Below are 25,677 nucleotides of genomic sequence, written 5' to 3' on the forward strand. Positions count from 1 at the left end.
GAGTGAAATGGCCAAGGTAGCGATTGTGGGTTGTGGTGCGATGGGGTCGGTTTATGCAGGCTTGATGGCATCTGCCGGTCACGAGGTTCACGGCATTACCTTGTGGCCCGATCACGTGGCGGCGATCCGGGCAAAAGGCCTGCACGTAACAGGTAAGAGCGGCGACAGAACTGTCGCGCTGGCCAGCGTGTCCACCACCACAGACGGCATCGGTCATTGCGATCTGGTGATCATTTCCACCAAGGCATTCGACGTGCTGGCTGCCGCTACAGCGGCGTTGCCGCTGGTCGGTCCGCGTACGGTGATTCAAACTATACAGAACGGCGTAGGGTCGCCCGAGCGGGCGGCACAGGTGTTGCCTGTTGATCAGATGGTGGTGGGCGTGGTCGGCGGCTATGGCGCGTCCGTACCCGAGCCGGGTCACGCTCACCATAATGGGCTTGAGGTGACGTGGTTCGGCAAGTATGGCAATGTTGCGAATGATTTGTTTGAGGGTGCTGCAGATATATGGCGTGGTTCAGGCTTCGACGTTAAGATCCACGACGATGTAAAAAGCATGGTGTGGCAAAAGTTGATCATGAATGTGGCGTACTCGGGCACGTCGTGCGTGACAGGCCTGACTATCGGACAGATCATTGATAACCCGCATGCCTGGAGCGTGGCGCGCGCCTGCTCGGAAGAAGCCGTGGCGGTATCCAAGGCGATGGGCGTGGTGCTGGGCTTTGACGACCCCATAGCGCATGTAAAAAACTTGGGTGGCAAAATCCCCAATGCCAAGCCTTCCATGCTGTTAGACTCGCAAGCCGGCCGGTATGGCGAGATCGACGCCATCAACGGCGCCATTAGCCGTTTGGGTGCGGAGCTGAATGTGCCGACGCCTGTCAATGATGTGGTGGTGGCGCTGGTTAGGGCAAAAGAAAGTTTGTTGTAGGTGTCAGCGTGCGATGACCTGGGGACTGGACGCGCTCTTAAAACGTTACGCCTTTTTTCATTAACCAGTACTCAGCCCTTGGCTGCCGCACCCTCAAGGCTGCTCATATAACACGCGCATAGCGCCTCCATGCCCTGGCGGTCATCTTCATCAAAGCGATCAGTAACGAAGCTGTCGCAATCCCACACGCCCAGCAGCGTGCCGTCGGTCTTGATCAGCGGCACGACGATTTCAGACTGTGATGCGGCATCGCAGGCAATGTGGCCGGCAAAGGCGTTTACATCGGCTACGACCTGAGTCTGACGTTTATTCGCTGCGGTACCGCACACGCCTGAACCGAGCGGGATACGTACGCAGGCGGGTTTGCCCTGGAAGGGGCCGACCACGAGTTCTTTACCGTCGAAAAGATAAAAGCCAGCCCAATTTAGTTTGGGTAGGCTGTTGAAAATTAATGCACTAAAGTTGGCGGCGTTGGCGATCAGGTCATGTTCGCCAAGCAGCAGGCCGCGAGCTTGCAGCAGCAGGTCGGCGTAATGCTGTGACTTGTTGTCGTATTGCTGTGATTCGATATGGAACATCTGTGAGTCCTGGAGTGCGGATGTCGAATTTGATGTCAATATTGTAGAGAGTATCTTTAAACGATAGATGTTGGGCCAGCCTGCTGAAGTCTGTGCGTGAATTTATTTCGCTGGCGAAGGCCTCTACGATGGAAGAGGCCTTTGTTCGGCATATAAGCGGTTGTGGCTTGGTTGGGGTGTAGGCCTGTGGCGACGGTTGATCGGCGCGGTAACGTCGGCCCGTTGCAATGCTTGTGGGCGGCAGACGTTAAAATCGTCAGCTTTGGCATTAGAGGGATAGACCGCAATGATAAATGCCGGCGATGCAGCGGCCTGCGTGAGCGACGGCGTGAGGGACGGAGACCATGAAGTGATTCTGGTGCTGGACTTGGGCTCGACCTGGCTCAAGGGCGGCCTTGCGCGTGCTGATGGTAGCCTTCTTTATATCGACCGCGTTGCGTCGCCCTTGCGAGGTGCCACTGCGCTGGATGCCGAAACTGTGTGGCAGGCCGTACTCGCCATGCTACTTCAACTACACGGTAAGGCCGGGCAAGGTAAGGCACTGGCCATTGCAATTACCGGGGCGACGCGAACCCATGTGTTTCTAGATGGTCAGGGTCAACCTTGCGGGCCGGTCATGCTCTGGAATGACCCCGCTGGCGCGCAGCATGGCGACTGTGTAGCCCAAGCCTATGGCGTAGCGGGCAGCAGCGCTGGGTATGGTGCTTTCCATCCCCTGTCGCGCGTGCTGCAGTTTGCGCAGGATCATGATGGTGTGTTGCCTCAGGCCATGGCCGAGATTAAAGACTGGCTGAACAGTCGTCTCACCGGGCGGCTCGTGACAGACACTGTGGCGTACGGCCGCATTGTGTCCGGGCATGGCGGCGATACCTGTTTGTTCGACGTGCTGGGTCGACTTGGTCTCCGCAAGTCGGTGGTTCCGTCTCCTGCCTCACCAGTCAGTGTGCTGGGCGTGGCCACTTGCAGTGGTTTGCAAGGTGTGCCCGTCGTCGTTGGCAGTTTCGATACTTGGTCATCCTGTCTGGGTATGGGTGCCATGCTCGATGGCGGCGTCTACGATATTTCGGGCACTACTCAAGTGCTGGGCACGTTCAGCGTTCGGCCACGCCCAGTTAAAGGCATGGTGTCCATGCCCTGGACCGATACACTTTGGCAAACCGGCGGCCCGTGCCAGACGGGCATGGGCTCTCTGGCCTGGTTTGCACGCGCCTTTCTGGGCAGCGATGATCCGGCTGACACGCTTGCTGCCGCGCAAGCCTCGAGCGCGAACGATGTGCCGCTCTGTCTTCCCTATTTGTCGGGCGAACGCATGCCTTTGTGGAACGATACACTTTCTGCCAGTTTCCACGGCGTAAAATCTCATCACGTTCGGGCCGACATGGCGCAGGCGTTGGTTGAAGGGCTGGTGTTGGCGCACAGGCTGGCGCTAGACGTCATGCAAGTACGTGGGCCCGATGCAGTGCTGCATATGAGTGGAGGCGGGGCACAATTGTCGCAATGGGTTCAGGCGCGCGCTGACGGTTTCGATATGCCCATAGAATTATGCGTGGCTGAAGAAACGGCGCTGGCCGGCGCCGCGCTAGCGGCAGGCGTTGCGACGGGGCGGTACGATAGCATCGCTGCGGCGCAAAGCGTCGTGGCGGCGGGCCACAGCCGCATTTTGCCCCGAAGGGAACGTGCCGCCTATTTTAAATCCAAGGCTGCCGCTTTTTCATCGATGTTGAGCAGGGATGTTTCTCTATCATGAGCACCACGCAGTTTCACACCTGGTTGAGCCGTTATGGCACCTGTATTGCAGGTATTGCCCTGTTCGTCTTTTTTGCGTTGGCGGCACCCAACTTTCTTTCCATCCTCAATCTTTCTAACATCGTCAAACAGATCAGCTTCATGGCTATCCTTGGGCTGGGGTTCTCGCTGGCGTTGCTCGTGTCCGAGCTTGATCTGTCCTTTGCCAATGTGTGCAGTCTTTGCGCTGTTTGCGTTGGCTGGTTCATCCACAATGGGCATTCACCCGAGGTGGCCGTGGCGGCGGGGCTGGTGGTTGGTGTTGGTGCGGGCCTGCTCAACGGTCTGCTCGTCACGTTCTTGCGCATTCCCTCTTTGATCGCCACGCTGGCCACCGCATCGGTGGCCAATGGCTTTTCGTTTATGGTGACCGAAGGCGTGGCCTTTGTCGGCCAGTGGGATCCGCGTTTCCTGTGGCTGGGCCGGGGTTTCCTTTTCGGCATACCGACGCTGATTGTTGGGTTGCTGGTCGTCAATGTACTGGCCTGGTTTATGCTCAAACAAACGCGGCTTGGATTCCGTATGTTGGCAGTGGGCGAAGCCACGGAGGCAGCCAGACTGGCGGGCGTGAATGTGCGGGCGATCAAAATCATTGGCCTGACATTGTCGGGGCTAGCGGCGGGTCTGACGGCAGTACTCATGACATCGAGTCTGGCGTCAGCTGCACCTAACTCTGCCGCCGACCTGATGCTCACGGCCATCGCGGCTGTATTGCTCGGCATGACCATGTTCGAGCCGGGCCGTGCCAATGTGCCGGGCACGCTTTTCGGCGCCATGATCATAGGTATGTTGGGCAATGGGCTGGTTCTCATGGGTGTCCAGTATTACTTTCAGGATATTCTTCTAGGTGTCATCATTGTGGTCTCGGTCGCGCTTTCTTCATCCGTTCTCAAGAAGGCTGCCTTTTCCATCTAGACCTTGTGTCGTCAGACTGTTCCAACTCTTATCAAGACAACCTCCTATTACAGGGAAAACCATGCGCACTTCTCTTTTCCGTCTTCTTGCCGCTACGGCGCTGTCCATAGGTTGTGCTGGTGCAGCCCATGCCACCAAACTGGCCATTGTCGGCTTCCAGATGTCGTCCGAAACCCATGCGCGCGTGGTCAATGCCGCCAAAGCGCAAGCCGAAGCTAAGGGCTGGGACGTGCAAGTGCTAAACAGCAAGGGAGATATGTCGACACATATCAACCAGTTGAACAACCTGATCTTGAGCAAGCCGGACGGCATCATTGTGGCCATGGGCAAGCCCCTGCAAGCGCAGGAACAGTTTAAGCAGGCCAAAGAGGCTGGCATTGCGCTGGTCACCGTCATGAGTGGCACCAGTTCTGATGCATTGGTAGATGTCGCCGTCAATGAATACTCTGCAGGCGCACAGGCTGCTCTGTATCTACTGGATCACTTGAACTATCAGGGCAACATTCTGACGCAGCGCTTCGAAGGCAATGTTGGCACCCGAATTCGCGGCAAAATTTTGGACGTTGTGCTGAGCGAGAATCCGGCGGTCAAGCAGGTCGGTTCCCATACCATGGCGCGCACGGCCTCTTGGCGCGACGATGTTCAGGCTGGCATGAACGCCTTGCTGCTCAAGAACCAGGGCAAGGTCGATGGTATCTGGGCATCTTTTGATGCGCAGGCTTATATCATTGATGACATTCTTCAGCAGCAGGGCGCCAAGAAAGGCAAGCCGGTGCTGGTCAGCATAGATGGCGGACCGGAAACCTATCGTCGAATTGCCGATCCGGCATCGCTCATGATGGCGACGGTAATGATTCCCTTCGAGAAGATGGGCGTCAAAGCGGTCGATGTCATTGATGCAGTCGCTGTCCAAAAAGTCGCGCTGAACAAGGTCGTTCACGGTCCATATCTCTACTTGGACGCCGAACTGGTCGATGCGGACAATGTGAAAGATTTTCTCAAGAACTGACTCGTTGTGAATAAAATCCTGGAATTGCGGCAGCTTACCAAGCACTACGGTGCAGTACAGGCTTTGCGCGGCGTTGATGTGGATGTCTATGAGGGCGAAGTGCTAGCTATCTGCGGCGACAACGGCGCGGGTAAAAGCACGCTGATCAAGGTGGTGTCTGGCGCTCATCCTATGACGTCAGGCCAGTTGTTGCTTTCCGGGCGTGCGGTACGCTGGGCCTCTCCGCATGACGCGCTATCCAACGGCGTGGCTACGATTTACCAGGATTTGGCCCTGGCACCTCGCCTGACTGTATGGCAGAACGTATTTCTGGGGGCGGAGTTGCGGCGCCGAGTCTTGCCAGGGCTGTCCGTGCTCGATAAGCGTTGCATGCGAGCGCAGACAGCACACTATCTTGAGCGGTTGAATCAGGATATTGATGATGTGGATCGTCCGGTGTCGGATTTTTCCGGCGGGCAGCGACAGGCAGTGGCAATTGCCCGTGCTTTGCGCTGGCAGGCCCGTATCGTCATCATGGACGAACCCACCGCGGCGCTGGGCGTCAAGGAAACGGCAAGAGTCCTGGCCTTGATACAGCAACTCAAGAGCGAAGGCGTGACCGTATTGCTGATAAGCCACAACATGGAAGATGTTGTGCACGTCGCCGACCGTGTGGTTATCCTCAAGGCGGGCAGGGTTGCAGCGCAAGGCCCAGTGCTGGGCCTGCGTCCAGCATCACTGGCGCAGGCCATCATGACAGGGCAATGGCCGCAGCTGCCGGCTACTGCCTGACCCGTCGTCGTTCGGGCAACAGAAAGGCGGCAAACCCCAGAATCGGCAAGAAGGAACACACCTTGTAAACGAACTCTATGCTTGTTGCGTCGGCCAGGTTGCCCAGAGCGGCTGCGCCAATACCGGCCATGCCAAAGGCCAGCCCGAAGAACAGGCCAGAGATCATGCCGGTTTTGCCGGGTACCAGTTCTTGCGCATAGACCAGAATGGCCGAGAACGCCGAGGCGATGACCAGGCCGATAATAAAGATAAGCACAATGGTCCAGGTCAGGTTGGCATAGGGTAAGGCGAGTGCAAAGGGGGCGGCGCCCAGAATGGAGCCCCAGATTACGCGTTTGCGACCGATGCGGTCGCCCACAGGCCCACCAACCAGGGTGCCCAAGGCCACGGCAAAAAGAAACACGAAAAGACAGTACTGTGCGTTCTGTATGGTCAGGCCGAATCGGTCCATAAGATAAAACGTCAGGTAGCTGTTCAGGCCAGCCAAGTAGAAGTATTTGGAAAAAATCAGAATCAGCAGTACGCCCAGCGCGCCCATGACCTGCCGTCTGCTCAACCCTGTTTCTGTGCGACCAAGGCTGGAACGGCCACGCACCGTGTTTACGTTGGCGGCATACCAGCGGCTGACCCGCATGAGGATTAGCATGGCGACCAACGCGGCCAGCGAGAACCAGGCAACACTGCCCTGGCCCAGCGGCACGATAATGAGCGCTGCCAGCAGTGGGCCCAACGAAGATCCAATATTGCCGCCAACCTGAAAAATAGATTGGGCCAGACCGTGCTGGCCCGCCGACGCCATACGCGCCACGCGTGAAGATTCAGGGTGAAAGACCGAGGAGCCCATGCCAATCAAGGCTGCCGCCGCTACAACGCTGGGAAAATTCCACGCCTGTGAAAGAAGCAGCAGGCCTGAAAAGGTGAACCCCATGCCGATAGGCAGCGAGTAGGGCTTGGGCCTCTTGTCTGTAAACGCGCCGATCAGCGGCTGAAGCAGCGAAGATGAAAACTGGAAAGCTAGGGTAATTATGCCAATCTGCGCGAAGCTAAGCGAAAAACTGCCTTTGAGCACGGGGTACAGAGCCAGCAGCACCGATTGCATCATGTCATTGAGCAGATGGGAAACGCTGATGGCTGCCAGGATTTTGTAGACCACACCAGTGTCCTGGCTGCTCGCCGGCATGTTGGGCGCTACCGGATCGGCCAGCGGCGCGCCGGCCTCAACCAGTGGGGCGTGCAGGTCTTGCGCGTCGGAGTTGGGGGAAGGGGGGATTGTTGCTGTGGCTGGATTCATGTTGCGGGTGGCCGACGGCCTGAAAGGGTGTAGCAATGAAATTTTAAATTTCAAAGACTTAAACACAAAATATAGACGCGTACGAGTTGGCTGTCGTTAGAATATGAGACATTCATCAGCGAATTTCGGCCAGCCCATGCCTCATACGATAGACCTGCTTGAACAAGCCGACCGCGATGTCGTGGTTGTGGAGTCAAGTTATCCCGATGGCCATGTGGTGGCCACTCACACACACAAGCGCGTACAACTGCTGCATGCGATCAGCGGCATCATGCGTCTGGAGACTGACGCAGGCACGTGGATTGTTCCTCCCGGGTTCGCTTTGTGGATACCTGCGGGAATACGGCATCAATTGCGTACGACCAGGGTAACCACGCGCAGTCTTTATTTTCGTTTGAATGCATTGCGCAATGCCCCGCAAGCCTGTCAGGTGATCGAAGTTTCGCCTTTGCTACGGGCGTTGATTGACGCAGCAGCCCAGGTGCCCGTGTTATACGACACCCGGCAGCGAGACGGCATGCTCATGCGCTTGCTGTTGCTCGAGGCCTGCCAATCGCCGGCCGCACCGTTTCATTTGCCCATGCCGCATGACAGCCAACTGGCGGCGCTGTGCAATGCGTTTTTTGCAGCACCTATGCAGACAGTTACCCCGTCGCAGTGGGCACAAGTACTGCATGTCAGCGAACGCACGTTTTACCGGCGGTTTCTGGCGGGAACCGGGTTGAGCTTTATGGAGTGGCGCCGAAAGGCTTGCGTCTTCGTCGCCATCTCCCGGCTCACGTTGGGCGATAGCGTGACGCGTATTGCACTGGATATGGGTTATGAAAGCTCGTCGGCGTTTTCGGCGATGTTCCGCAAAGAGACCGGCAAGCCGCCGAGCGCCTATGCGCGCCATGCGGTACAGGACCGCCTCAGCTTGCCAGCTTAATGCTCGGGCGTCGTCACCATGACAATCTTGGAGACGAGTTCGGCGGTATTTTTGGCGCCCAGTTTTTTCATGAGTCGTGCTCGGTGTACCTCTACCGTTCTATGCGAAATGCCCAGTACCTGGGCTGTCTCTTTGCACGTTAACCCATTGACGATATAGCCTGAAATTTCTTGCTCGCGCCTGGTGAGATCAGCCGTTTTGGTCTGGTTGTGATGGATGCGTTCAAAACTCCATATCATCAAGCTGAAGGGTTCTTCGGGGGTCAGGGTGACCCCTCGCGCTCGTGCCCAGAAAATCTGCCTGTCGCTGTGCTGCATAAAGCGTTCGTCTTCATACGTGGTCATGGTGCTTAGAGCCCGCAGACATCGCTCGCCGATCTGGTAATAGTCGGCACTGCTTGGGTAGAGCTTGAGGATCAACTCGCCTTCCAGATCTTGCACCTGATAGCCGAACAGCGTGGCAAATGCTTTGTTGCAGCGAAGAATGGTGCGGTTCTGGGTGATGATTTGCGGAGCGGGCGATTCTCGAAAGGCGAGTTCTTCGAGGTTGGATTCAAGCATGGTTTTCCCTAATAATACGTACGTGGTTACGTAGTTGCACGCATAGACATACGTATGCTACCGGGCGATTATAAAAAAAACAAATGCAAGGAGACATTCATGGCACCGCATACCGTATCGATTGTAGGCAGTGGTCACCTATTAACGCCGAGCGGGCGTAAGCGACCATGAATATTGCACAGTGGTTACAGGCGCGAGCGCTGCTTACACCCGATGCGCCGGCATTGTTCAGTGGCAGCGAGCTCAAGGCAGACTACCGTCAGTTTGCTGCACAAGCCAGTGGTCTGGCCGAAAGCCTGCAGCGTGATTACGGCATACAACAGGGGGATCGCATTGCCCTCTACATGCCTAATCGCATAGAGCTGCTTGTACTCATGTATGCAGTCTGGTGGGCAGGTGCTGTGGTGGTCCCTATCAATTACAAGCTACACGCCAAAGAGGCGGCATGGATTGCTGAAAACGCGCAAGCCTCGTTGTTGTTCAGTGACCAAGGGCAGTCCATGTCGGAGGTTGGAATGCCCGAAGGGTGTATGGAACTGGGTGTTGACACGTCTACCGTTCGCGCCATGCTTGAATGCAAAAAGATGTTGATTGCACCAGCCGCTCTGGCACCTCACACACTGGCCTGGCTGTTTTATACATCAGGCACGACTGGCCGACCCAAGGGTGTGATGCTCACGCATGACAATCTGGTGGCGATGTCGCTGTGCTACACGGTTGATGTCGACAACGTCAGCATCGACGACGCCATTTTGTATGCAGCGCCCATGTCACATGGCGCGGGTTTGTATAACTTTGTTTTTGTGCGGCTTGGCGCTCGCCATGTCGTGCCTGAGTCACGTGGTTTCGATAGTGTCGAGATACTTGATCTTGGCAAACGACTCGGCGGGTTGTCGATGTTTGCCGCACCTACCATGGTCAAACGCCTGATCAGTGTGGCAAAGGCTGCAGGGTCTGATGGAGAAGGCATAAAGTCGATTGTGTGCGGCGGCGCGCCCATGTATGCGGCTGACTTTGTCGAGGCCCTCGACGTCTTTGGCCCCAAATTTATGCAGATATACGGGCAGGGTGAAAGCCCGATGACGATTACGGCGATGCGACGTGAAATCATTGCTGATCGTGCGCATCCACAGTGGCATAAGCGTCTTGCATCAGTGGGTATCCCACAAGCGTGTATTGAAGTGCGAATTGTGAATGACACGTTGTGTGATGTGCCCACAGGTACGCACGGCGAGGTGTTGGTGCGCGGGATTACTGTTATGCAGGGGTACTGGCGTAACAGTGAAGCCACGCAAGATACGCTGGTCGATGGCTGGTTGCGTACGGGTGATATCGGCTTTCTCGACGAGGCAGGGTTCTTGACACTAACTGACCGCTCTAAAGACGTGATTATTTCGGGTGGCTCCAATATTTATCCACGCGAAGTCGAAGAGGTGTTGCTGCGCCATCCCCATGTTTTCGAGGCTGCTGTCGTGGGCAGTCCACACGCAGACTGGGGGGAAGAAGTGGTTGCCTTTGTAGTGGCATCTAGCGGCGCTCAGCTTGACGGTGCGGTGCTGGAAGCATGGTGCAAGGCGGAAATGGCCTCATTCAAAAAACCCAAACGCTACCTGTTTTGCCCCGAACTTCCAAAGAATAGTTACGGGAAGGTGTTGAAAACCGTATTGCGGGAAAAGGCCAGGGAGCCTGTATAAGAGGGCGGGTAAACGCCCGTCGTCATTCTTTGAGCGCAGCTGAAGAGTTGTTCACCGATGAAGAGGCGCTGGCGTGCAATTACGGCGCTTGCCGTTTCCCTGCATAGTTTTTGTCTCGGTGCCGGTGCTGGTCACCTAGCTTCCTGAAAACATGCTGGGTAAGTAAGCGACAGCCACACCGGTTTTTGGTGTGGCTGTTGCAGGCTTTCGCGAAGTGGCAGCGGTGACAGCCAGCTCGCGATATTTGAACGCAAGGGTTACAGTGCGCTCAGGCCGGCATCGAGATCCGCTTTCAGATCGTCAATGTGTTCCACACCGACTGACATCCGCACCGTGTTGCTTTCAATGCCGGCGGTTTCCATTTGCGCGCCTGTCATGGTGCCGGCCCACATAGCGGCGGTGTGCACCACCAGTGTTTCTACACCGCCCAGGCTGACGGCCTGTGTTGCCAGCTTTAATGACGATACAAACCGGCTGGTCGCTTCAAAATCGCCTTTTACCGAAAAGGCGATGACGGCACCAAAGCCTTTCATCTGACGGCAGGCCAGCGTGTGCTGTGGGTGGCTCTCGAGGCCTGGGTATAAAACCCGCTCAATGCCCGGCTGTTGCTCCAGCCATTGCGCCACTGCCAGCGCGTTGGCATTTATGCGTTCCATTCGCAGCGAGAGGGTGCGCAAGCCACGCAGCAGCAGCCACCCGTCCATGGGTGAGAGCACCGAGCCCAAGGTTGTGTGCATGCTCCAGATTTTTTCAGCCAGGGCATTGCTGCAGCAGACAGCACCCGCTGTGACGTCATGGTGGCCGCCAAAATACTTGGTGGCGCTGTGCACTACGACATCAACACCGTGCGCGTGCGGCTTCTGGTTAAGTGAATTGGCAAAGGTGTTGTCGGCCACTGTGATGATGTTGTGCTTTTTGGCAATCGCGGCAACAGCGTCAAGATCAGTGATGGACAGCGTCGGGTTGACGGGTGTTTCGAGCATGATTAGCCGCGTGTTGGGGCGTATTGCGGCAGCGAAGGCTTGCGGGTCGGTCTGATCCACGGTTGTGAAATCGACGCCAAAGCGTGGAAGTATTTCTTCGAACAGCTTGGACGTACTCATATAGTGGCGCTGCTGCGCAATCACATGGTCACCCTTAGACACCAGCGCCAGAATTGTGGTGCTGATGGCACCCATGCCCGAGCCCATCAGCAAGGCCGTCTCTGTGCCTTCAAGTTGGGCCAATATGGTTTCTACGTGCTCATGCACGGGGTTGCCGTAGCGGCTGTAAAAGGCGTGGTGGCGCGGCGTTGTGGCCATTTCGGAAAACGCCTCGGCGCTTTCGGCACGATAGGTGGCGCTGTAATAAATGGGCGGAACAACCGAAGACCCCTCCAGTATCGCCGCGTCTCCGTGAAGCACAGTTGTCTCTTCGTGCCAGGCGGGCGTGTTGGGTTTAGACGGGGAGGACGCAGCATCTTTCATTTCAAGAAATCCAGAGAGATTGGGTTATGACGTTATGGGTGGCCATGAGTAGACTAAGGGCGGTCACGATTGTGAAGCCAGCTTGGTAAGCCATGATACGCCTGCGGATTCTCATTGCCCAATCGACGTCAGATAAGCCAAAGCTGAAAAACACGAGGCGTCGTAGTAAAGCTCGTCGTTGTTCACGATGATGCCCGCATCTGCCGATTGCACGACATTGAGCTGCATGCCGTCGTCGAGCGAATGTACGTCAACGAAATGGCTAATACATCTTCAAAAAGAAAGGTGGACTTGTTGTTTGTCGACTCTATCGAGTCCTGACAACCTCCACCCTCCGTACAACCGATAAGCCCATCCCTTATTATCGCGGGGTAATGTTGTCCCATCGATAATAAGGGCACTGATCACGTTAGCTGCATTTGCTTGGAGAGTCAGCTTCCGCCGCCACTGGCTTTCTTGAGAACATCCAGTATCTCCAAAAGGTCGAAGGAGGGAATGTTGGGGTCGATGGCGATAGCGCGCAGGCGGTTGTTAAGCGTCCAGGTATCCGCCCCTAGCCTCGCGAAACGCACAAAATAGCCGGTGCGGACGTCGTGCCAGTATTGCTGATTGGCGCCATACGAGACGTTACGGGTACTGTCTCCCCAAGTCCAGGCGCCGCTGTGGCTTGTCTCATAACTGCCGACTGACCGCGACATGTGAGTGCCGATGCTATAGCCCGATACCATTGGCCAACTGGCAGGACCGAAGGCCCCCATCAGTTCGAGATCCTGATCGAGATAGCGCATCATTTTCGCGTAGTTGGCCGTGGAGAGCCAACAACCGGCATACGGCCCGCGATTGTCAGTATCGAAGTCCGTGATGCCCAGGGGCTTCATCACCAGGTCGAGTACTGCCTCGCGAAACCCCTGGGCAGTGAGCTGTTCGACGACCTTACCGAGTACCAGCATGTTGTTGTTCTCGTAGCTGTAGGTCATCGCAGCCTGCTGAGAAAAGACGATCAGCGCAAAGCGGTCATCGATGCTGATGTCGTAGGGATTGCCCTCGCCGAGGTCGCCGCGTATGCCGCTGGTGTGGGTCATTACTTGCGTGACAGTTAGGTTGCGAAACCAAGCTGGAAATGCGACTAAAACCGGAACGACGTGTGAAAGAGGCAGGAGCTTGCCGGCAACTTGCTTTGCCTTGACGTCGAAGACCTTTTGCTTGCCGACCTGTCTTTCGTCCACGGTGTATCGAGATAGGATATCAATGACTCGGGGTTCGCGCAGCTGAATGATCTCACGCAGATGTCGCAGCCCGATGCGGAAAAAGCGCCCAAAGACCTGTTCCATCGTCGTGTCCCATCCGAGCTTGCCGGCGCGAACGAGCTGGGCTACAGCCAGCCCCGTAATCAGCTTTGAGCAACTGGCGAACTCGTTACGGCTGCGTGCCGACTCACCGCCATAGGAAGCAACGCCCGCGACGTTGCCGCGACGTAGGACGGCAAAGCTGCCGCTCTCGAGCTGCTGATCGTCGGCCCAATCCTCGAAAGCTCGACGCATCAACGAGGTCACAGTCGCGATCTCGATATTTTGCTGCATTTCGCCTGGACGGATATTCTTAAAGTCTAACTTGAACCTGTTCAAGCTGGTTTTTCTGGATTCTCCCTGTGCGACCTTGCGTCCAGTACCGAGCGCCATTAGCTGGCTTACTGCTGCAATCAGATCTTCAGACATGTTGTACCTCGCTGCAAGGCTGTTATGCCAAGAATAGAAAATCAACAGATATCTTCTTGTTTGGCGTAGTCAAAAACCTTCTTTGCCATGCCATCAATAAGTGGTAGTTTTTTTGCCATTACCCCCTTCGAGTGCGAATTCGTGGCTATCGAGGTCCAACAGCGCGACCGCCCCTGTTTAGGGTTTGCCATACTGGGTTATCTGTTCTCCTGGTTGTAGCGAGTGCCAGGAAAGGCGTCAAACTTCTATCTTGCAGCATCTTTGAGCCTTCTCATATCCTTAGTATGCGGTGTTTCCCGATGTGTTTGACGACGGTAATTGTCTCCAATTGCATCTGCACCCCAGGAACGAAAGTTGCTCTTGAACTTTAGCCGCAGCTTTGCGCATTAACTTAGGATGAGAAATGACCAACAATCAGCAGCCAGCACATCAGCAGCTCAACGAGCTAATTTCAGATATACGCTTCGCCATGTTTACGACTGTCAACTCACAGGGCGTACTCACCTCCAGACCCATGACAGTGCAGAAAGATCCTGATGATGAAAAAGAAAATGCCCAAGCCGCCACACACCTGTGGTTTTTTATGTCGCGAACGAGCGAGACGGTTGCAGAATTTAGCTTATCGCCTTCTGTGAACGTGTCATTTGCGGATACTGGCGATGATATATACGTTTCGGTATCAGGCCATGCTCGCCTCGTGGAGGATATGGCTCTGAAACAGAGATTGTGGTCCAAGATGAATGAAGCGTGGTTTCCACAAGGCGTGACCGATCCAGATTTAGCGCTCGTACGCGTAGAAATCGAACAGGCTGAGTTCTGGAACGTAAAAGAAAGCAAGCTCGTTCAACTATTCAAGATAGCAAAAGCGGCCTTCTCAGATGAGCCGCCGACGCTGGGAACGCATGGAAGATTGACTCCTTAGTGGTTGTGGGGCTCTGCAGCGCTTCCTGAGGCATATCTGTCGACCCTAGATGTGCTGGGCTTGCCCCATCATGCGGCTCCTGATTTGGATCTTGGCCTCTCTATCAGGGCGATCTTACGGCTAAGGCACTCGTTGCACAGGCTGATAACATAAAACTTAGTTTGACTGAATTATCATTTTTGATTAAAGTTATACAATGTAAAACTAAGAGCAGTTGACCATGGAAACCACACTTAGAAAGTTCGGAAACAGCATCGGGCTGGTCATCCCGAAGGCATTGCGGGAAACCCTGGGCTTAGTAGAAGGGCAATCGGTGACGATTGAACAATCTGGGGATGGCTTCATCCTGCGCCAGGCGAAGCGGCGCTATACGCTGGATGAATTGCTGGCTCAATGCGATCCAGCGGCCCCTATGCCCGCTGCACTGGCAGAATGGGACGATGCCCCGGTAATAGGCGGTGAGAAATGGTGAGGCGTGGCGGTTTCGACCGAGGCGACATTATCCGTATAACGCTTAATCCTACGGTTGGGCATGAGTTACAAGGTGATTTCCGGCCCGCTCTGGTCCTCACAAAGCGTCAGGTCAATGCATTGGGCCTGACGATGATTGCACCGATCACGCAAGGTGGGGATTTTTCAAGAATGGCTGGGTTTACGGTGTCTCTGTCTGGTACGGGCATGGACACACAAGGCGTTGTCCTCGTCAATGGCGTTCGGGCGGTCGATGTCGAAAAGCGCGGGGCCAAGAAAATCGAGGTTGCGCCGGACTATGTCGTGGATGACGTTTTATCAAAGTTGGCAGCTTTGGTTGCATAAACACACGACATGCAGTCGGTCGCTGCCGGGTGCAGACTTAACGAAAAAATCCATATCTCGGGTGCTTTTGCGTGAATCATCGGACGTGATTAGCAACATGACCAAGGCTACGATCTGCAGATGAAGACCCTGGCGTAGCGGATCTCCTCAGGGCCAGCACGCTAACGTCGTGCACCAATAGGTCGGATATAAGATTGCTTTCGATCATGGTGTTACGTTCTTTGATATTGCTGAAGCTTATTGGTAAGGAGGAGGCATATGCATTCTCAGAACAGCGAACGGCTGAGCCCATGATAAAATACTTTGTATGCAAACAACCTCCCCGATTGCCCCCTATACCGCGCCTGACATTGTTGAGGCGCGTTCGCGTTTTGGGTTGTTGCTTGGCAGCGTATACAGGCAATGGCGCCGCCAGATCGATTTTGCTTTCAAAGACCTGGGCTTGTCCGATGCCACGCGCATGCCCCTGTTGATACTGTACGTACAGGGCGAAGCTTTGCGCCAGAAGGATCTGGCCGATGCCTTGTACCTGGACACGTCATCCCTGGTCCGTGTGCTGGCGCATTTGCGCAAGGCTCAGTTAGTCGATTGGGCCAGTGACCCCGCCGACCGGCGCACCAAATGCATTGCCTTGACTCCTGCGGGGCGCGAAACTGCCAAATTGATCCTGGCCAAGAGCATGGAGATCGAGCGGGCCGTTCTGGATGGTCATTCTCTGCAAGATTTGGAAACCACTTACCGCGTACTAGGCACGATTTCACGGCAATTCAGCGCAGGGGAGTCTTCACCTCGCAATATCAAGTTCTGAGCCTCCCTTAACCTCCTTCCTCGGCTTATCGCCATCAAAGACAGTTCAAAAATGAAGTTGAGATTTTCGCCCTATGCTTGGGTGAGTTTTGCCATGATCGTCGGTGTCATGGGCACTGCGCTCATCAGCCCCCTATATGCGCTATACAAAGAAACATGGCAGCTGCAAACGAGCGACATCTCGCTCATTTACGTGCTTTACATGGGCGGTGCATTGTGTGGCTTGTTATTTTTGGGGCGCTTGCCTGATCGTGTGGGATTTCGCCCCATGATGCTATGGGGCCTGGCACTGGCGGTGATGGGCACGCTCATCAGTCTGATTGCCTGGGACATGGCCAGTCTGGGTGTTGGGCGCGTTATTGTTGGCGTTGCCTCCAGCATGCTGACGACCAGTGCCACGCAGGGCCTGTCCAAGTTGTCCCGATCTGGAGACATGCAGCGCGTAGCCATGATGACAGGTTTTCTCATGGCTTTTGGTTTTGGTCTGGGGCCCTTGGTGGGTGGCCTCTTTGGCCAGTGGGCGCCCGCCCCATTGGTAAGCACGTACGTTCCCACCGTGCTGTTGGGCGCGTTAGGCTTCACCGCCTTATATCGCCTGCGGCTGCCGCACAGTGCCAGGCCGCAGACCGCCCAGCCTTTGAGTGTGCGCGATGTCCTGCCCAAGCTGACCTGGCCGGAATCAACCACCTCCATGGCTTTTGTGCTGACGTGTTGCTTGCCATTTCTGGCATTTGGCGTGTTCGGCCTGTATGCGTCCATGGCACCCTTGTTTCTCGATCAACTGGTGCCCTGGCATGGCCCAATTGTCAGTGGCACAACCATTGCATTGATCTTGTTTGCCTCAGCGGCTGTCCAGGTAATGGCGGCGCGCATGCCTGCTCACTATTGCGGTACGGCCGGGCTGATTAGCCTGGCGTTAAGTAATGCGGTACTCATGATGAACCTGTGGGCGAGTTCAGCTATTTTGTTCGCCTTGGGCGTGCTGTTCACCGCAATGGGGCACGGTATGTGCATGCTCGCTGGCATAAATATGGTTAACCGTCTTGCCACATCCAACAATGGCTCGGGGTTGCTAGCCACTTACCTGGTCATCGGCTACTGCGGCAGCATGGTGCCCATGATGGGCATCGGATTGATCGCCGACCATTGGGGTTTGGACGTTGCGGTGTACATATTCTGCACGTTCGTCATCGTGACGTCGGCTATTGTGGCTGTGCTTTTCCATCGTCACCCACGCATCCGGATGTCGATCGCTTCGGCTTGAATTTGCCCGTGTTGTTCTCAACATGACGAATCGCCACGATCGAACCTGCCACGTCTGAAAGCTCGTTGGGGTGACAGCGGCGCCTCAGTTTCCGCGCCTTGGATACAACAGGCGACGGGCCGCCATCACCCCAAGGCTGAGGCTTTATGAGTCTGCGCACTTAAAGGCCGACTCGAAGTCGAGCATATCCGTACCACGAAAACCCAAGCTTTTTGCCAGAATGCGCCAGCTATTCAAAGCTTGAGAGACTTCATTCCAGATCGTGGTTGCTCGTTCTGCATCTAGTCTGAAGTATTGCGCAGCCTCCAGCAGCATGCTGCGGCTGTCAATAGGGCCTGAGTCTTCGGTCAGCCACGTTTTGCTTTCGCGGCGGCTGCCCGGCATAGGGTTTATGTCAAAGACTGGTGAGGACGGTACCACCTGTTAAGTCTGCTCGCTATGCCTGGATTGTTCTGATTCTATAAACAGTGATGACATGTTTTCCATGTTTATTAAGTTACCTGGAATATATACAGTGGGGGCTCCATCAACTAAGAGCCCGTTTTTGGCTCGCTCAATAAGGAGCTTTCATGTCAAGCCGCGACGTAGTATTTCCAGCCGGGGACCGCACGCTTTATACGCGTAATCGATATTCGCCAGCAGTTCGTGCCAACGGCTTTCTATTCGTGTCGGGCCAGGTGGGAAGCCGAGCAGACGGCTCGCCGGAGCCAGATCTGCAGACTCAGGCCAGGCGTGCTTTCGAGAATCTTAATGCAGTGCTCGTCGCAGCAGATTGTTCGTTCGACGATGTTGTGGATGTCACGGTGTTTGTTGTTGATCCCGAGACAAACCTTGAAACGATCTGGCAGATCGTTCCGGAATACTGGGGTGAGGCGCCATATCCAGCGTTGACCGGTGTGGGCGCAACATGGCTGTCTGGTTTTCAGTTTGAAATAAAGGTAATCGCGAAACTGCGGGAGCCAGCTGCGCTGTGAACGCCTGACCTTTCAAGCATTGGCGTTGCTTATTCGTTGCGCAAGTTGCATGCCGGGTTTTTTAGCCAGGCCAGAACGGACGACAAGCCCGACGTGAGCGATGGCGGCCAAATTGAACGAAAGTTTCTGGGGCGAGCCAGCACCTCTCGTCTGTTTTAAATCCTTTTTTTAGTCAGAGATGAAATCATGAATCAACCATTTGGCCCCAAGACCACGGCCGACGAAGTGCTCACCGGCGTTGACCTTAAGGGAAAACGATTTCTCATTACAGGTGCATCATCTGGCATTGGGCTTGAAACCGCTCGCTCGCTGGTCGCTCACGGCGCCGACGTGATCGGCACGGTCAGGAACCTCGCAAAAGCTGAGCTGGCCACTGCATTGATTCGTGACGCCGCAGCGCAAGGACGGGGCAGCCTGGAATTGATCAAGCTAGATCTGGCATCATTGCAAAGCGTTCTAGACTGTGCGGATAAGCTGTTGGCTGATGGCCAGCCGTTTGACGCCATCATCGCCAACGCTGGCGTTATGGCAACGCCGTTCGAGCAGACAGTCGACGGCTTCGAAGTGCAATTTGCGACGAACTATCTTGGTCATTTCGCCCTGATCAATCGGATCGAGCCGCTGCTTGCCAATAACGGGCGCCTGGTGATGCTGTCGTCACAGGCTCACCGGATCGCCGATCTTGACCTAAACGATCCAAATTTCGAACAGCAGGCCTACGACCCGTGGGTCGCCTATGGACGGTCGAAAACAGCCATTTCTCTCTTCAGTGCCGAATTCGATAAACGGCATCGAGATCGCGGCATCCGAGCTGTCTCAGTAATGCCTGGAAATAGTTTCACTGATCTCGTACGTCATCTGGCACAGGAAGATTTGCAGGGTCTTTTCCAGACCATTGGCAAAGCGCGGGCCGAAGCGGGTCTTGCGCCCGCAGAGCTGAAAGAAATCCCGCAGGCAGCCGCAACTTCAGTTTGGGCTGCAGTCGTGGCCAACAAGGACGAAATCGGCGGGCACTATCTTGAAGATTGTGCAGTCGCGCCGATCAATGACACACCTAACCCGTTTGCTGACGGCGTCAGGTCGTATGCGCTCGATGCTGACGTAGCCAGACAGCTATGGGTGAAAAGTGAAGCGTGGGTGAGTGCTGTGTCGTGATGGTCGAGTGATGGGCCGACAAGCGTTCATGATGTCATGGATTTGATAAGCATTCGGGGACGGCTTTGGTTTTGTGAAATATTCTCACCAAGGTTCAATGGGCTAATCAAAAAGCATCGTCCAAAGAAACCGAAATTAACACAACAAGAAATTAGCTGATTAAAGCCGCTGCGTCGGTAAAACATTTTCTTAACCAGCAATGGCCATCGTCGAACTGTGCTCGGGCGTGCCAAGCCATGCCCAAGTTGAAGGGCGGGATATCGAAAGGGAGATCAAGAATGTCGATAATCGACGAATAACGCTTGAGTAACTGAATAGGAAGCGTTGCCACACATTCGCTGTGAGCGAGCACCACCGCTATCTGGTTGTAATTCGGCACGACGACAATAACATTTCGGGATTTGTGCAGCGTCGCGAGAACGTCGTCTACCGGGCTATGGAATTGAGCAGTCTGTGACACCATTACATGAGGTAGTGCACAGTATTCGTCGAGCGTTGCACACGTATTGCCCCGAGGGTGTCCGATTTTTTGGGCCATCCGGAAATGGTCGCTGAGCAAAAAACGGACTTTCAGCGAATCTGGCGCTTTGGCGATATCACCCAAAAAGAGATCGACCTCACCACGCTCCATTTGCTCGGGCAGTTGAGCGCTGGTTGCAGGGATGACTGCAATGCGTAAACTGGGATTATGCTGAGCGACCACAGCTTCCAGAGCGCCCAGGCCGACCATGGTGAAGACGCTGTCATGTGCAGCGACGACGAATGTACGACTGGCAGTGGCTGGGTCGAACAACGGAACAGAGTAGACCGCGTCGCGTAGATGGGCCAATGCATCTCTTAAACGTGGCCGAAGATCAATGGCGCGTTGCGTAGGCACCATTCCACGGCCGCTCTCTGATGGAACCAGAAGGCGATCATTGAAGAGGTCTCGAAGGCGTACGAGCTGCCCTGAAAGCGCGGATTGGCTTATGTTCAGACGCTTGGCCGCCCGAGTGACATTAAGCTCGTCAAGTAAAACATCGAGTGAGATCAGTAGCGGAAGGTCAGAACGCTTTATATCCATATAGGTGATACCTCGTATCGGGAAATCCAACTAACTGTCGGCGCGGATCAAGCGTAGATTAGGACATGTTTTTTTAACACGGGACACCATCATGATTAGCTTTTATTACCACCCTTCGCCGAAATGGCCAATTGGCGACCTGTTCGCGACCAATAATTCTCAATTGTCTTAGGAATACTAATGCGTTATTACTTGCAACCGTTCGCCACTGCATTGACAGCGATGGCTTTGATCACCAGCACATTTTCCGTTGCCGCGACAGCTTCCGAAGTACAAACGCCAAGCGCCGGGGTTGCAGCGCAGGCTCAGCAAAGTGGCGTTTATCGTTATCGTCTTGGTGACTTCCAAATCACGGCACTGTCCGACGGTACCGTTCCGCTGGATTTGCACGATTTGCTCCAAGGCGTAAAAAAGGGATCTATTGATGGCCATCTGCATCACGCTTTTCTAGCTAACCCCGTTGAGGAGTCGATCAATGCATTCGTGATCGATACAGGGAAAAGGTTGGTTTTGGTGGATACCGGTGCGGGTGATTTTTTTGGGCCTGAGGCAGGTGGAAAACTGATTGCTAATTTGAGAGCAGCTGGGTACGAACCGAGCCAGATCAGTGATGTCTTATTGACCCATGTTCACACCGACCACAGCGGCGGCCTGGTTCACAATGGCAACATTGTTTTTTCGAACGCAGTCATTCATGTGGGCAAACCGGACGTCGATTTTTTTCTTGACACTGCGAACCAGAATGGCGTCAATGGTTACCCAAAGGAATACTTTGAACAGGCAACTGCCTGCCTTACGCCTTATTTAAAATCTGGGCAGCTGCAGCCATTTTCAGGCCCCACACAAATTCTACCCGGCATCCGTTCAGTCCCAACGCCGGGGCACACGCCTGGTCATAGTTTTTACCGTGTGGAGAGCAAAGGAGAATCCATTACGTTTATTGGCGATCTTGTTCACGTTGAATCGATTCAGTTTGAAAAGCCCAAGGTCACCATACAGTTCGATGTGAATCAGGCCGAGGCTGCCAAGCAGCGCATCAAACAGTTCGGTAGTTTCTCCAAGAGCCGTGAGCTGGTAGCGGGCGCACATTTTCCTTTTCCAGGTATTGGCCACGTAGACACAAATAATCACGACGCCTATCGGTTCGTACCTGTCAATTACAGGAACAGGTAGGCGTTGTTCAATCATGCTGCTCCTGATTTGAATCCTGGCCTCTATCAGGGCGATCTTATGGCCAGGGTTCGCACTGCACCGGATGATGACCATGACTTCTAGTCGATACTATATTTATTTGGAGCATGCATGAAATACCTTAAAGGCTACCCATCCGACCTGCAGGCCAAAGTGCAGCTGCTGGTCGAGCGCGGGCAACTGGGCGATGTATTACGCAACCGTTATCCGACCAGCCATTCAGTGCGTACCGATAAAGCGTTGTACGACTATGTTGTAGGCTTGAAAAACGAATACATTCGCAACGGCGCGCCCATCAGCAAGGTCGCATTCGACAGCAAAATGCAGGTGGTTGCTCACACCTTGGGCACGCACACCACCATTTCTCGGGTGCAGGGCATGAAGCTCAAGACCAAGCGCGAGATACGCATAGCCACGGTATTTCGTTCGGCACCCGAAGCATTCCTGAAAATGATCACCGTGCACGAACTGGCGCATTTAAAGGAAAGTGAACATAACAAGGCGTTTTACAACCTGTGCGAACGCATGGAACCGAATTACCATCAGTATGAATTTGACCTGCGCTTGTACCTGACGCATCTGGACTTGCCTGATGGTCAGGGTTTGTGGGTCAACGGCACCCTCAAAGCTGGGCACTGATCTGGCTGTTGATAAATCGTGAAGTCATCGTGCGAAATTTCCGCTGATACTGCTTCAGAAAGCTCTACTTCTACGGCGGTTAATGTACGGGAGGAATGCCGTACGACAATAGACCGTCAGCGATTTTAAAAGCTTGCCTCTTTATTGTGTTGTAGTAACATGCCTACATAAGTCACATTTTAGAGGTGCCATTATGACCATCACAACTTTGACAAGCCGTGAGTTTAACCAAGGGGCGAGCGAAGCAAAGCGGGCCGCAAATAAGGGCTTGGTATTCATTACAGATCGAGGCCGCCCGGCTCATGTTCTTATGAGCTTTGAAGAATACCAACGGCTTACAAAACAACGTCGCAATATTGCTGATGCCCTTGCAATGCCGGGCGTTGCTGACATCGAGTTCGAACCGCCGCGTGTGAGCATCAACCCCAAGGCGGCTGACTTGTCATGATGTACGTGCTTGATACCAACGTCGTGTCCGAGCTGCGAAAGGTTCGACACGGCAATGCCAATAAAAACGTAATAGCGTGGGCAGAAAGCGTTGATGCTGCAGAGCTTTTTGTGTCGGCCATCACCATCATGGAGCTGGAGCTTGGCGTGCTGGCGATTGAACAAAAGGACGCCAAGCAGGGGGCTGTGTTGCGCTCATGGCTAGAGCAACACGTACTGCCCGAGTTTGCCGGTCGCACGCTGCCCATCGATACGGCCGTGGCACAACGCTGCGCACGGTTGCATGTGCCTGACAAGCGTGGCGAACGTGATGCCCTGATCGCTGCAACGGCGCTGGTGCACGGCATGGCAGTCGTTACTCGCAATGTTGCTGACTTTAAACCTACTGGCGTCACTATCATCAATCCGTGGGACGTGTCGCAGTGACGGCCAGTGAGCCAATTCAATCGTGTTCTTATTTTGCCCAAATGTCTTTAATACAGTGTGCTGGCAAGATCATTGCCTGCACACTGCTCGCGCCAGGTTCTTATTAACGGTTGGCGGGAGTGAATCCGTCGCGGTTGGGCATTTGAACTTTGGGCATGGAGTCCTGATCAAGTGTTGCATCAGCCGGAATGATATGTGCCTGAGAAAGAATATAGGCCGTGACGGCGTAGACGTCATCGTCCGACATGCTGTTTGGCGTCGTGAATGGCATTGCCCTTTTAACGTAATCGAACAGCGTTGTAGCATAAGGCCAGTAGCTTTCCACCGTTTTAATGGGTGCCTGGACACCATCTTTAATAGTCAGGGAGCCACGCCCGCCGATTAGCCGGTCGCCGATTCCACCTTCCAGTTTTGCGCCATGACAGGCCAGACATTGCTGCATGTAAATTTTTTCGCCCTGCATGACCGTGCCGGTGCCTTTAGGCATCCCGCGCCCATCAGGCAAGGGCGATGTGAACTCTTTAAGATCGGCTTCGGTAATATTGGTGCCAAATCCGTAAGCGTGATTGGTGGCCGTTTGTGTTTTGGTGTCTTGCGCGACAGCGCCAGTCGACCAAAGGCCGGCCAGCGCCATGGCTGCACAGGCGAGCCCGGTTTTAGTAGTGATGTACATTTGACACCTCCCCGGTTGCGGCAACCTTCCAGCTTTGAATGCCGTTCAAGTGGTAGACCGATGACAGTCCGCGTTCGTCGACAAGTTTTTTAATGGTGGGCTGAACATAACCGGTATCGTCGGTGCAGCGGCTTTGTAAAATGGCCTCTTTTCCGTCCCATTCCCAAGGCAATGAAAAGCGGGTATGGCATATGGGCAGAACCGGGCCGTGCAATACGGCGTCGTGCCATGTTTTACCGCCGTCGGCCGTCACTTCCACGCGCGTGATCGTGCCTTGGCCTGACCATGCCAAGCCGGTAATTTCATAAAACCCAGGTTTTTGCAGCAGCATTTCGCCTGAGGGGTAGGTAATAACAGATTTGGGCTGCATGCCGAACGAAAACTGCAGGGCTGTGCCGTCGGGCAGCAGGTCAGTGTATTTAGCTGTTTCTTCCCGCGTCATGAAAGGCTTGTCGGAAACCTCTAAACGGCGCAGCCACTTGATGCACATATTGCCTTCGTAGCCAGGAACGATCAGACGCACGGGATATCCTTGCTCCGGGCGTATTGCCTCGCCGTTCTGGCCGTATGCCAACATACAGTCTTTAAGGGCTTTTTCAATTGGAATGCTACGCGTCATGACCGCCGCGTCGCCACCTTCGGCTAACAGCCACTTGGCGCCAGGGCGCAGGCCGGCCTCATTCAAAATGGTGGACAGCGGCACTCCCGTCCATTCTGAGGTTGAGGTCAGCCCATGTGTTCCTTGAACGGTTTTAAGCGTGGGCTTGGCCCATTCGGTCAACCCGTTGCCCGAGCATTCCAGAAACATGATGCGTGACACAACGGGATAGCGCTTAATGTCGGACATCGAAAACTTTTTGGCCTGCTTGACCATGCCGTGCACATACAGCAAATGTTTGCTGGGATCTATGGTTGCAATGCCACCATGGTGCCGCTCATAATGCAGGCCCGATGGCGTGATGATGCCCATGCTGGTTTGCAGAGGGGTAAAGCTCCAGGAGGATTCTGTTGTTTTGGTTGCATAACGCGTACGGACTTCGGTTTCGAACTGCGAGCGAAAACCATAGCCGCCGTCGTCGGTGGCCACCCCTACCCCTTGTGTTTTGGTTGCATCAGCTGGAACCGGGCGCTCTTTGGAACCAGGAGAGGCGGCAAACGCGGTCTGGGCGCCTGCAACCCCCATGCTCGCGATAGCCCCTAGCATGAAGCGTCTGCGTGGCGCCGCTTTGATTTGGTCAGATTGCCCCCGAAAGTACGGCGACTGCGGGTCTTGTTGTTCGACTTCAAGAAAGTGTTGTTCTTGCTGCTGCAGTAACTCTGGCTTTATTTTTATCGAAAAGGATTGTTTGCTGCTCCGAGATTTATTCATATAACACTCCGTAAAACAGATTCTGCCAGGACGGAAAAGATTACTGAACTAAAGTAGTGGATATACAGCAACTGCGGTAAAGAGGAATAACGAGAGAGTTTGGAGGGATAATAAAATGGCAAAGAGCGCCTTTTAATAGTAAAGATATTACTTGGCATAACTGCCAGACTCAAGGTTGAATGCATACTTCGAGCTGAGGGTGGGGCAAACATGGCCGCTCCTTAGCCAGACACAATCAAAGTCAGCTCACCATGGAGATAAGCCAACTCGACTCAACCTTACATTGCA

27 protein-coding genes are annotated in these 25,677 nt (G+C 54.5%); 18 read left to right on the forward strand and 9 right to left on the reverse strand.

Going from position 1 to position 25,677, the window contains the following annotated elements:
- Positions 1-7: 7 nt before the first annotated feature.
- Complete coding sequence (locus tag FQ179_RS00285; RefSeq protein ID WP_149395296.1) at positions 8-931, forward strand: ketopantoate reductase family protein; 924 nt, start codon at positions 8-10, stop codon at positions 929-931.
- Between the two features lie 71 nt (positions 932-1,002).
- On the opposite strand, the gene FQ179_RS00290 is transcribed toward FQ179_RS00285, so the two are convergent.
- On the reverse strand, positions 1,003-1,509 hold the full coding sequence (locus FQ179_RS00290; protein ID WP_149395297.1) for a GAF domain-containing protein: 507 nt from the start codon (positions 1,507-1,509) through the stop codon (positions 1,003-1,005).
- Between the two features lie 286 nt (positions 1,510-1,795).
- Here FQ179_RS00290 and FQ179_RS00295 point away from each other — a divergent pair, with 286 nt between their 5' ends.
- The 4 genes from FQ179_RS00295 (at position 1,796) to FQ179_RS00310 (ending at position 5,989) form a co-directional block, all read left to right on the forward strand.
- Positions 1,796-3,256, forward strand: coding sequence for an FGGY-family carbohydrate kinase (locus FQ179_RS00295; RefSeq protein ID WP_149395298.1), 1,461 nt, complete (start codon positions 1,796-1,798; stop codon positions 3,254-3,256).
- Positions 3,253-4,209 carry an ABC transporter permease gene (locus tag FQ179_RS00300; protein ID WP_149395299.1) on the forward strand — a complete coding sequence of 319 codons (957 nt, stop codon included), beginning with the start codon at positions 3,253-3,255 and terminating at the stop codon, positions 4,207-4,209. Before FQ179_RS00295 ends, FQ179_RS00300 begins: the two co-directional genes overlap by 4 nt.
- Positions 4,210-4,270: 61 nt before the next feature.
- Positions 4,271-5,218: a sugar ABC transporter substrate-binding protein gene (locus FQ179_RS00305; RefSeq protein ID WP_149395300.1), complete on the forward strand. Its 948-nt coding sequence runs from the start codon at positions 4,271-4,273 to the stop codon at positions 5,216-5,218.
- Between the two features lie 6 nt (positions 5,219-5,224).
- Positions 5,225-5,989 carry an ATP-binding cassette domain-containing protein gene (locus FQ179_RS00310; RefSeq protein ID WP_149395301.1) on the forward strand — a complete coding sequence of 255 codons (765 nt, stop codon included), beginning with the start codon at positions 5,225-5,227 and terminating at the stop codon, positions 5,987-5,989.
- Here the strand turns inward: FQ179_RS00310 and FQ179_RS00315 are convergent.
- A complete protein-coding gene (locus FQ179_RS00315) occupies positions 5,979-7,169 on the reverse strand; it encodes an MFS transporter (RefSeq protein WP_149396831.1) in 1,191 nt (396 codons plus the stop codon). The two genes, FQ179_RS00310 and FQ179_RS00315, sit on opposite strands and share 11 nt — an antisense overlap.
- Positions 7,170-7,416: 247 nt before the next feature.
- Here FQ179_RS00315 and FQ179_RS00320 point away from each other — a divergent pair, with 247 nt between their 5' ends.
- Positions 7,417-8,208, forward strand: coding sequence for a helix-turn-helix domain-containing protein (locus FQ179_RS00320; protein WP_188074464.1), 792 nt, complete (start codon positions 7,417-7,419; stop codon positions 8,206-8,208).
- On the opposite strand, the gene FQ179_RS00325 is transcribed toward FQ179_RS00320, so the two are convergent.
- Positions 8,205-8,768, reverse strand: a complete 564-nt coding sequence (locus FQ179_RS00325; RefSeq protein ID WP_149395303.1) for a LuxR C-terminal-related transcriptional regulator — start codon at positions 8,766-8,768, stop codon at positions 8,205-8,207. The genes FQ179_RS00320 and FQ179_RS00325 overlap by 4 nt on opposite strands.
- A gap of 167 nt (positions 8,769-8,935) precedes the next feature.
- On the opposite strand from FQ179_RS00325, the gene FQ179_RS00330 reads away from it, so the two are divergent.
- A complete protein-coding gene (locus tag FQ179_RS00330) occupies positions 8,936-10,462 on the forward strand; it encodes a class I adenylate-forming enzyme family protein (RefSeq protein ID WP_149395304.1) in 1,527 nt (508 codons plus the stop codon).
- Between the two features lie 257 nt (positions 10,463-10,719).
- On the opposite strand, the gene FQ179_RS00335 is transcribed toward FQ179_RS00330, so the two are convergent.
- Together FQ179_RS00335 and FQ179_RS00340 are read right to left on the reverse strand one after the other, a co-directional pair.
- Positions 10,720-11,928, reverse strand: a complete 1,209-nt coding sequence (locus FQ179_RS00335; RefSeq protein ID WP_149395305.1) for a PLP-dependent aspartate aminotransferase family protein — start codon at positions 11,926-11,928, stop codon at positions 10,720-10,722.
- A gap of 431 nt (positions 11,929-12,359) precedes the next feature.
- Complete coding sequence (locus FQ179_RS00340) at positions 12,360-13,643, reverse strand: serine hydrolase (RefSeq protein WP_149395306.1); 1,284 nt, start codon at positions 13,641-13,643, stop codon at positions 12,360-12,362.
- 403 nt (positions 13,644-14,046) lie between these two features.
- On the opposite strand from FQ179_RS00340, the gene FQ179_RS00345 reads away from it, so the two are divergent.
- The 5 genes from FQ179_RS00345 to FQ179_RS00365 all read left to right on the forward strand — a co-directional run bounded on the left by FQ179_RS00345 (position 14,047) and on the right by FQ179_RS00365 (position 17,452).
- Complete coding sequence (locus FQ179_RS00345) at positions 14,047-14,565, forward strand: pyridoxamine 5'-phosphate oxidase family protein (protein WP_149395307.1); 519 nt, start codon at positions 14,047-14,049, stop codon at positions 14,563-14,565.
- 220 nt (positions 14,566-14,785) lie between these two features.
- Complete coding sequence (locus FQ179_RS00350) at positions 14,786-15,037, forward strand: AbrB/MazE/SpoVT family DNA-binding domain-containing protein (RefSeq protein WP_149395308.1); 252 nt, start codon at positions 14,786-14,788, stop codon at positions 15,035-15,037.
- A complete protein-coding gene (locus FQ179_RS00355; protein WP_149395309.1) occupies positions 15,031-15,381 on the forward strand; it encodes a type II toxin-antitoxin system ChpB family toxin in 351 nt (116 codons plus the stop codon). The genes FQ179_RS00350 and FQ179_RS00355 overlap by 7 nt, the downstream gene beginning before the upstream one ends.
- 307 nt (positions 15,382-15,688) lie before the next feature.
- On the forward strand, positions 15,689-16,189 hold the full coding sequence (locus FQ179_RS00360) for a MarR family winged helix-turn-helix transcriptional regulator (RefSeq protein WP_149395310.1): 501 nt from the start codon (positions 15,689-15,691) through the stop codon (positions 16,187-16,189).
- 51 nt (positions 16,190-16,240) lie between these two features.
- A complete protein-coding gene (locus FQ179_RS00365) occupies positions 16,241-17,452 on the forward strand; it encodes an MFS transporter (RefSeq protein ID WP_149395311.1) in 1,212 nt (403 codons plus the stop codon).
- Positions 17,453-17,596: 144 nt separating this feature from the next.
- Here FQ179_RS00365 and FQ179_RS00370 read toward each other — a convergent pair whose 3' ends face one another.
- A complete protein-coding gene (locus FQ179_RS00370; RefSeq protein WP_149395312.1) occupies positions 17,597-17,836 on the reverse strand; it encodes a hypothetical protein in 240 nt (79 codons plus the stop codon).
- A gap of 185 nt (positions 17,837-18,021) precedes the next feature.
- Here FQ179_RS00370 and FQ179_RS00375 point away from each other — a divergent pair, with 185 nt between their 5' ends.
- The gene (locus FQ179_RS00375) at positions 18,022-18,426 is read left to right on the forward strand and encodes a Rid family hydrolase (RefSeq protein ID WP_149395313.1); all 405 of its coding nucleotides are present in this window, start codon (positions 18,022-18,024) and stop codon (positions 18,424-18,426) included.
- A 186-nt stretch (positions 18,427-18,612) separates the two neighbouring features.
- Positions 18,613-19,581, forward strand: coding sequence for an SDR family NAD(P)-dependent oxidoreductase (locus tag FQ179_RS00380; RefSeq protein ID WP_149395314.1), 969 nt, complete (start codon positions 18,613-18,615; stop codon positions 19,579-19,581).
- Between the two features lie 151 nt (positions 19,582-19,732).
- On the opposite strand, the gene FQ179_RS00385 is transcribed toward FQ179_RS00380, so the two are convergent.
- A complete protein-coding gene (locus tag FQ179_RS00385) occupies positions 19,733-20,644 on the reverse strand; it encodes a LysR family transcriptional regulator (RefSeq protein WP_149395315.1) in 912 nt (303 codons plus the stop codon).
- 180 nt (positions 20,645-20,824) lie between these two features.
- Between FQ179_RS00385 and FQ179_RS00390 the strand changes: the two genes are divergently transcribed.
- The 4 genes from FQ179_RS00390 (at position 20,825) to FQ179_RS00405 (ending at position 23,347) form a co-directional block, all read left to right on the forward strand.
- Positions 20,825-21,817: an MBL fold metallo-hydrolase gene (locus FQ179_RS00390; RefSeq protein WP_149395316.1), complete on the forward strand. Its 993-nt coding sequence runs from the start codon at positions 20,825-20,827 to the stop codon at positions 21,815-21,817.
- Positions 21,818-21,946: 129 nt separating this feature from the next.
- Complete coding sequence (locus FQ179_RS00395) at positions 21,947-22,474, forward strand: M48 family metallopeptidase (RefSeq protein WP_149395317.1); 528 nt, start codon at positions 21,947-21,949, stop codon at positions 22,472-22,474.
- A 193-nt stretch (positions 22,475-22,667) separates the two neighbouring features.
- The gene (locus FQ179_RS00400) at positions 22,668-22,922 is read left to right on the forward strand and encodes a type II toxin-antitoxin system Phd/YefM family antitoxin (RefSeq protein ID WP_149395318.1); all 255 of its coding nucleotides are present in this window, start codon (positions 22,668-22,670) and stop codon (positions 22,920-22,922) included.
- Positions 22,919-23,347: a type II toxin-antitoxin system VapC family toxin gene (locus FQ179_RS00405; RefSeq protein WP_223146174.1), complete on the forward strand. Its 429-nt coding sequence runs from the start codon at positions 22,919-22,921 to the stop codon at positions 23,345-23,347. The genes FQ179_RS00400 and FQ179_RS00405 overlap by 4 nt, the downstream gene beginning before the upstream one ends.
- Before the next feature lie 103 nt (positions 23,348-23,450).
- Here FQ179_RS00405 and FQ179_RS00410 read toward each other — a convergent pair whose 3' ends face one another.
- Positions 23,451-24,020: a c-type cytochrome gene (locus FQ179_RS00410; RefSeq protein ID WP_255474766.1), complete on the reverse strand. Its 570-nt coding sequence runs from the start codon at positions 24,018-24,020 to the stop codon at positions 23,451-23,453.
- Entirely contained in the window at positions 24,004-25,389 is a 1,386-nt protein-coding gene (soxC, locus tag FQ179_RS00415; RefSeq protein ID WP_149395319.1) for a sulfite dehydrogenase, read from the reverse strand. The genes FQ179_RS00410 and soxC overlap by 17 nt, the downstream gene beginning before the upstream one ends.
- Between the last annotated feature and the right edge of the window lie 288 nt (positions 25,390-25,677).

This window comes from Pusillimonas sp. ANT_WB101, from assembly GCF_008369125.1.
Taxonomy (GTDB): domain Bacteria; phylum Pseudomonadota; class Gammaproteobacteria; order Burkholderiales; family Burkholderiaceae_B; genus Allopusillimonas.

Bases quoted from the DNA above. Each gene is read 5' to 3' on its own strand.
- FQ179_RS00285 (WP_149395296.1), top strand. From the start codon at position 8: ATGGCCAAGGTAGCGATTGTGGGTTGTGGTGCGATGGGGTCGGTTTAT.
- FQ179_RS00290 (WP_149395297.1), bottom strand. From the start codon at position 1,509: ATGTTCCATATCGAATCACAGCAATACGACAACAAGTCACAGCATTAC.
- FQ179_RS00295 (WP_149395298.1), top strand. From the start codon at position 1,796: ATGATAAATGCCGGCGATGCAGCGGCCTGCGTGAGCGACGGCGTGAGG.
- FQ179_RS00300 (WP_149395299.1), top strand. From the start codon at position 3,253: ATGAGCACCACGCAGTTTCACACCTGGTTGAGCCGTTATGGCACCTGT.
- FQ179_RS00305 (WP_149395300.1), top strand. From the start codon at position 4,271: ATGCGCACTTCTCTTTTCCGTCTTCTTGCCGCTACGGCGCTGTCCATA.
- FQ179_RS00315 (WP_149396831.1), bottom strand. From the start codon at position 7,169: ATGCCGGCGAGCAGCCAGGACACTGGTGTGGTCTACAAAATCCTGGCA.
- FQ179_RS00320 (WP_188074464.1), top strand. From the start codon at position 7,417: ATGCCTCATACGATAGACCTGCTTGAACAAGCCGACCGCGATGTCGTG.
- FQ179_RS00325 (WP_149395303.1), bottom strand. From the start codon at position 8,768: ATGCTTGAATCCAACCTCGAAGAACTCGCCTTTCGAGAATCGCCCGCT.
- FQ179_RS00330 (WP_149395304.1), top strand. From the start codon at position 8,936: ATGAATATTGCACAGTGGTTACAGGCGCGAGCGCTGCTTACACCCGAT.
- FQ179_RS00335 (WP_149395305.1), bottom strand. From the start codon at position 11,928: ATGAAAGATGCTGCGTCCTCCCCGTCTAAACCCAACACGCCCGCCTGG.
- FQ179_RS00340 (WP_149395306.1), bottom strand. From the start codon at position 13,643: ATGTCTGAAGATCTGATTGCAGCAGTAAGCCAGCTAATGGCGCTCGGT.
- FQ179_RS00345 (WP_149395307.1), top strand. From the start codon at position 14,047: ATGACCAACAATCAGCAGCCAGCACATCAGCAGCTCAACGAGCTAATT.
- FQ179_RS00350 (WP_149395308.1), top strand. From the start codon at position 14,786: ATGGAAACCACACTTAGAAAGTTCGGAAACAGCATCGGGCTGGTCATC.
- FQ179_RS00355 (WP_149395309.1), top strand. From the start codon at position 15,031: ATGGTGAGGCGTGGCGGTTTCGACCGAGGCGACATTATCCGTATAACG.
- FQ179_RS00360 (WP_149395310.1), top strand. From the start codon at position 15,689: ATGCAAACAACCTCCCCGATTGCCCCCTATACCGCGCCTGACATTGTT.
- FQ179_RS00365 (WP_149395311.1), top strand. From the start codon at position 16,241: ATGAAGTTGAGATTTTCGCCCTATGCTTGGGTGAGTTTTGCCATGATC.
- FQ179_RS00370 (WP_149395312.1), bottom strand. From the start codon at position 17,836: ATGCCGGGCAGCCGCCGCGAAAGCAAAACGTGGCTGACCGAAGACTCA.
- FQ179_RS00375 (WP_149395313.1), top strand. From the start codon at position 18,022: ATGTCAAGCCGCGACGTAGTATTTCCAGCCGGGGACCGCACGCTTTAT.
- FQ179_RS00380 (WP_149395314.1), top strand. From the start codon at position 18,613: ATGAATCAACCATTTGGCCCCAAGACCACGGCCGACGAAGTGCTCACC.
- FQ179_RS00385 (WP_149395315.1), bottom strand. From the start codon at position 20,644: ATGGATATAAAGCGTTCTGACCTTCCGCTACTGATCTCACTCGATGTT.
- FQ179_RS00390 (WP_149395316.1), top strand. From the start codon at position 20,825: ATGCGTTATTACTTGCAACCGTTCGCCACTGCATTGACAGCGATGGCT.
- FQ179_RS00395 (WP_149395317.1), top strand. From the start codon at position 21,947: ATGAAATACCTTAAAGGCTACCCATCCGACCTGCAGGCCAAAGTGCAG.
- FQ179_RS00400 (WP_149395318.1), top strand. From the start codon at position 22,668: ATGACCATCACAACTTTGACAAGCCGTGAGTTTAACCAAGGGGCGAGC.
- FQ179_RS00405 (WP_223146174.1), top strand. From the start codon at position 22,919: ATGATGTACGTGCTTGATACCAACGTCGTGTCCGAGCTGCGAAAGGTT.
- FQ179_RS00410 (WP_255474766.1), bottom strand. From the start codon at position 24,020: ATGTACATCACTACTAAAACCGGGCTCGCCTGTGCAGCCATGGCGCTG.
- soxC (WP_149395319.1), bottom strand. From the start codon at position 25,389: ATGAATAAATCTCGGAGCAGCAAACAATCCTTTTCGATAAAAATAAAG.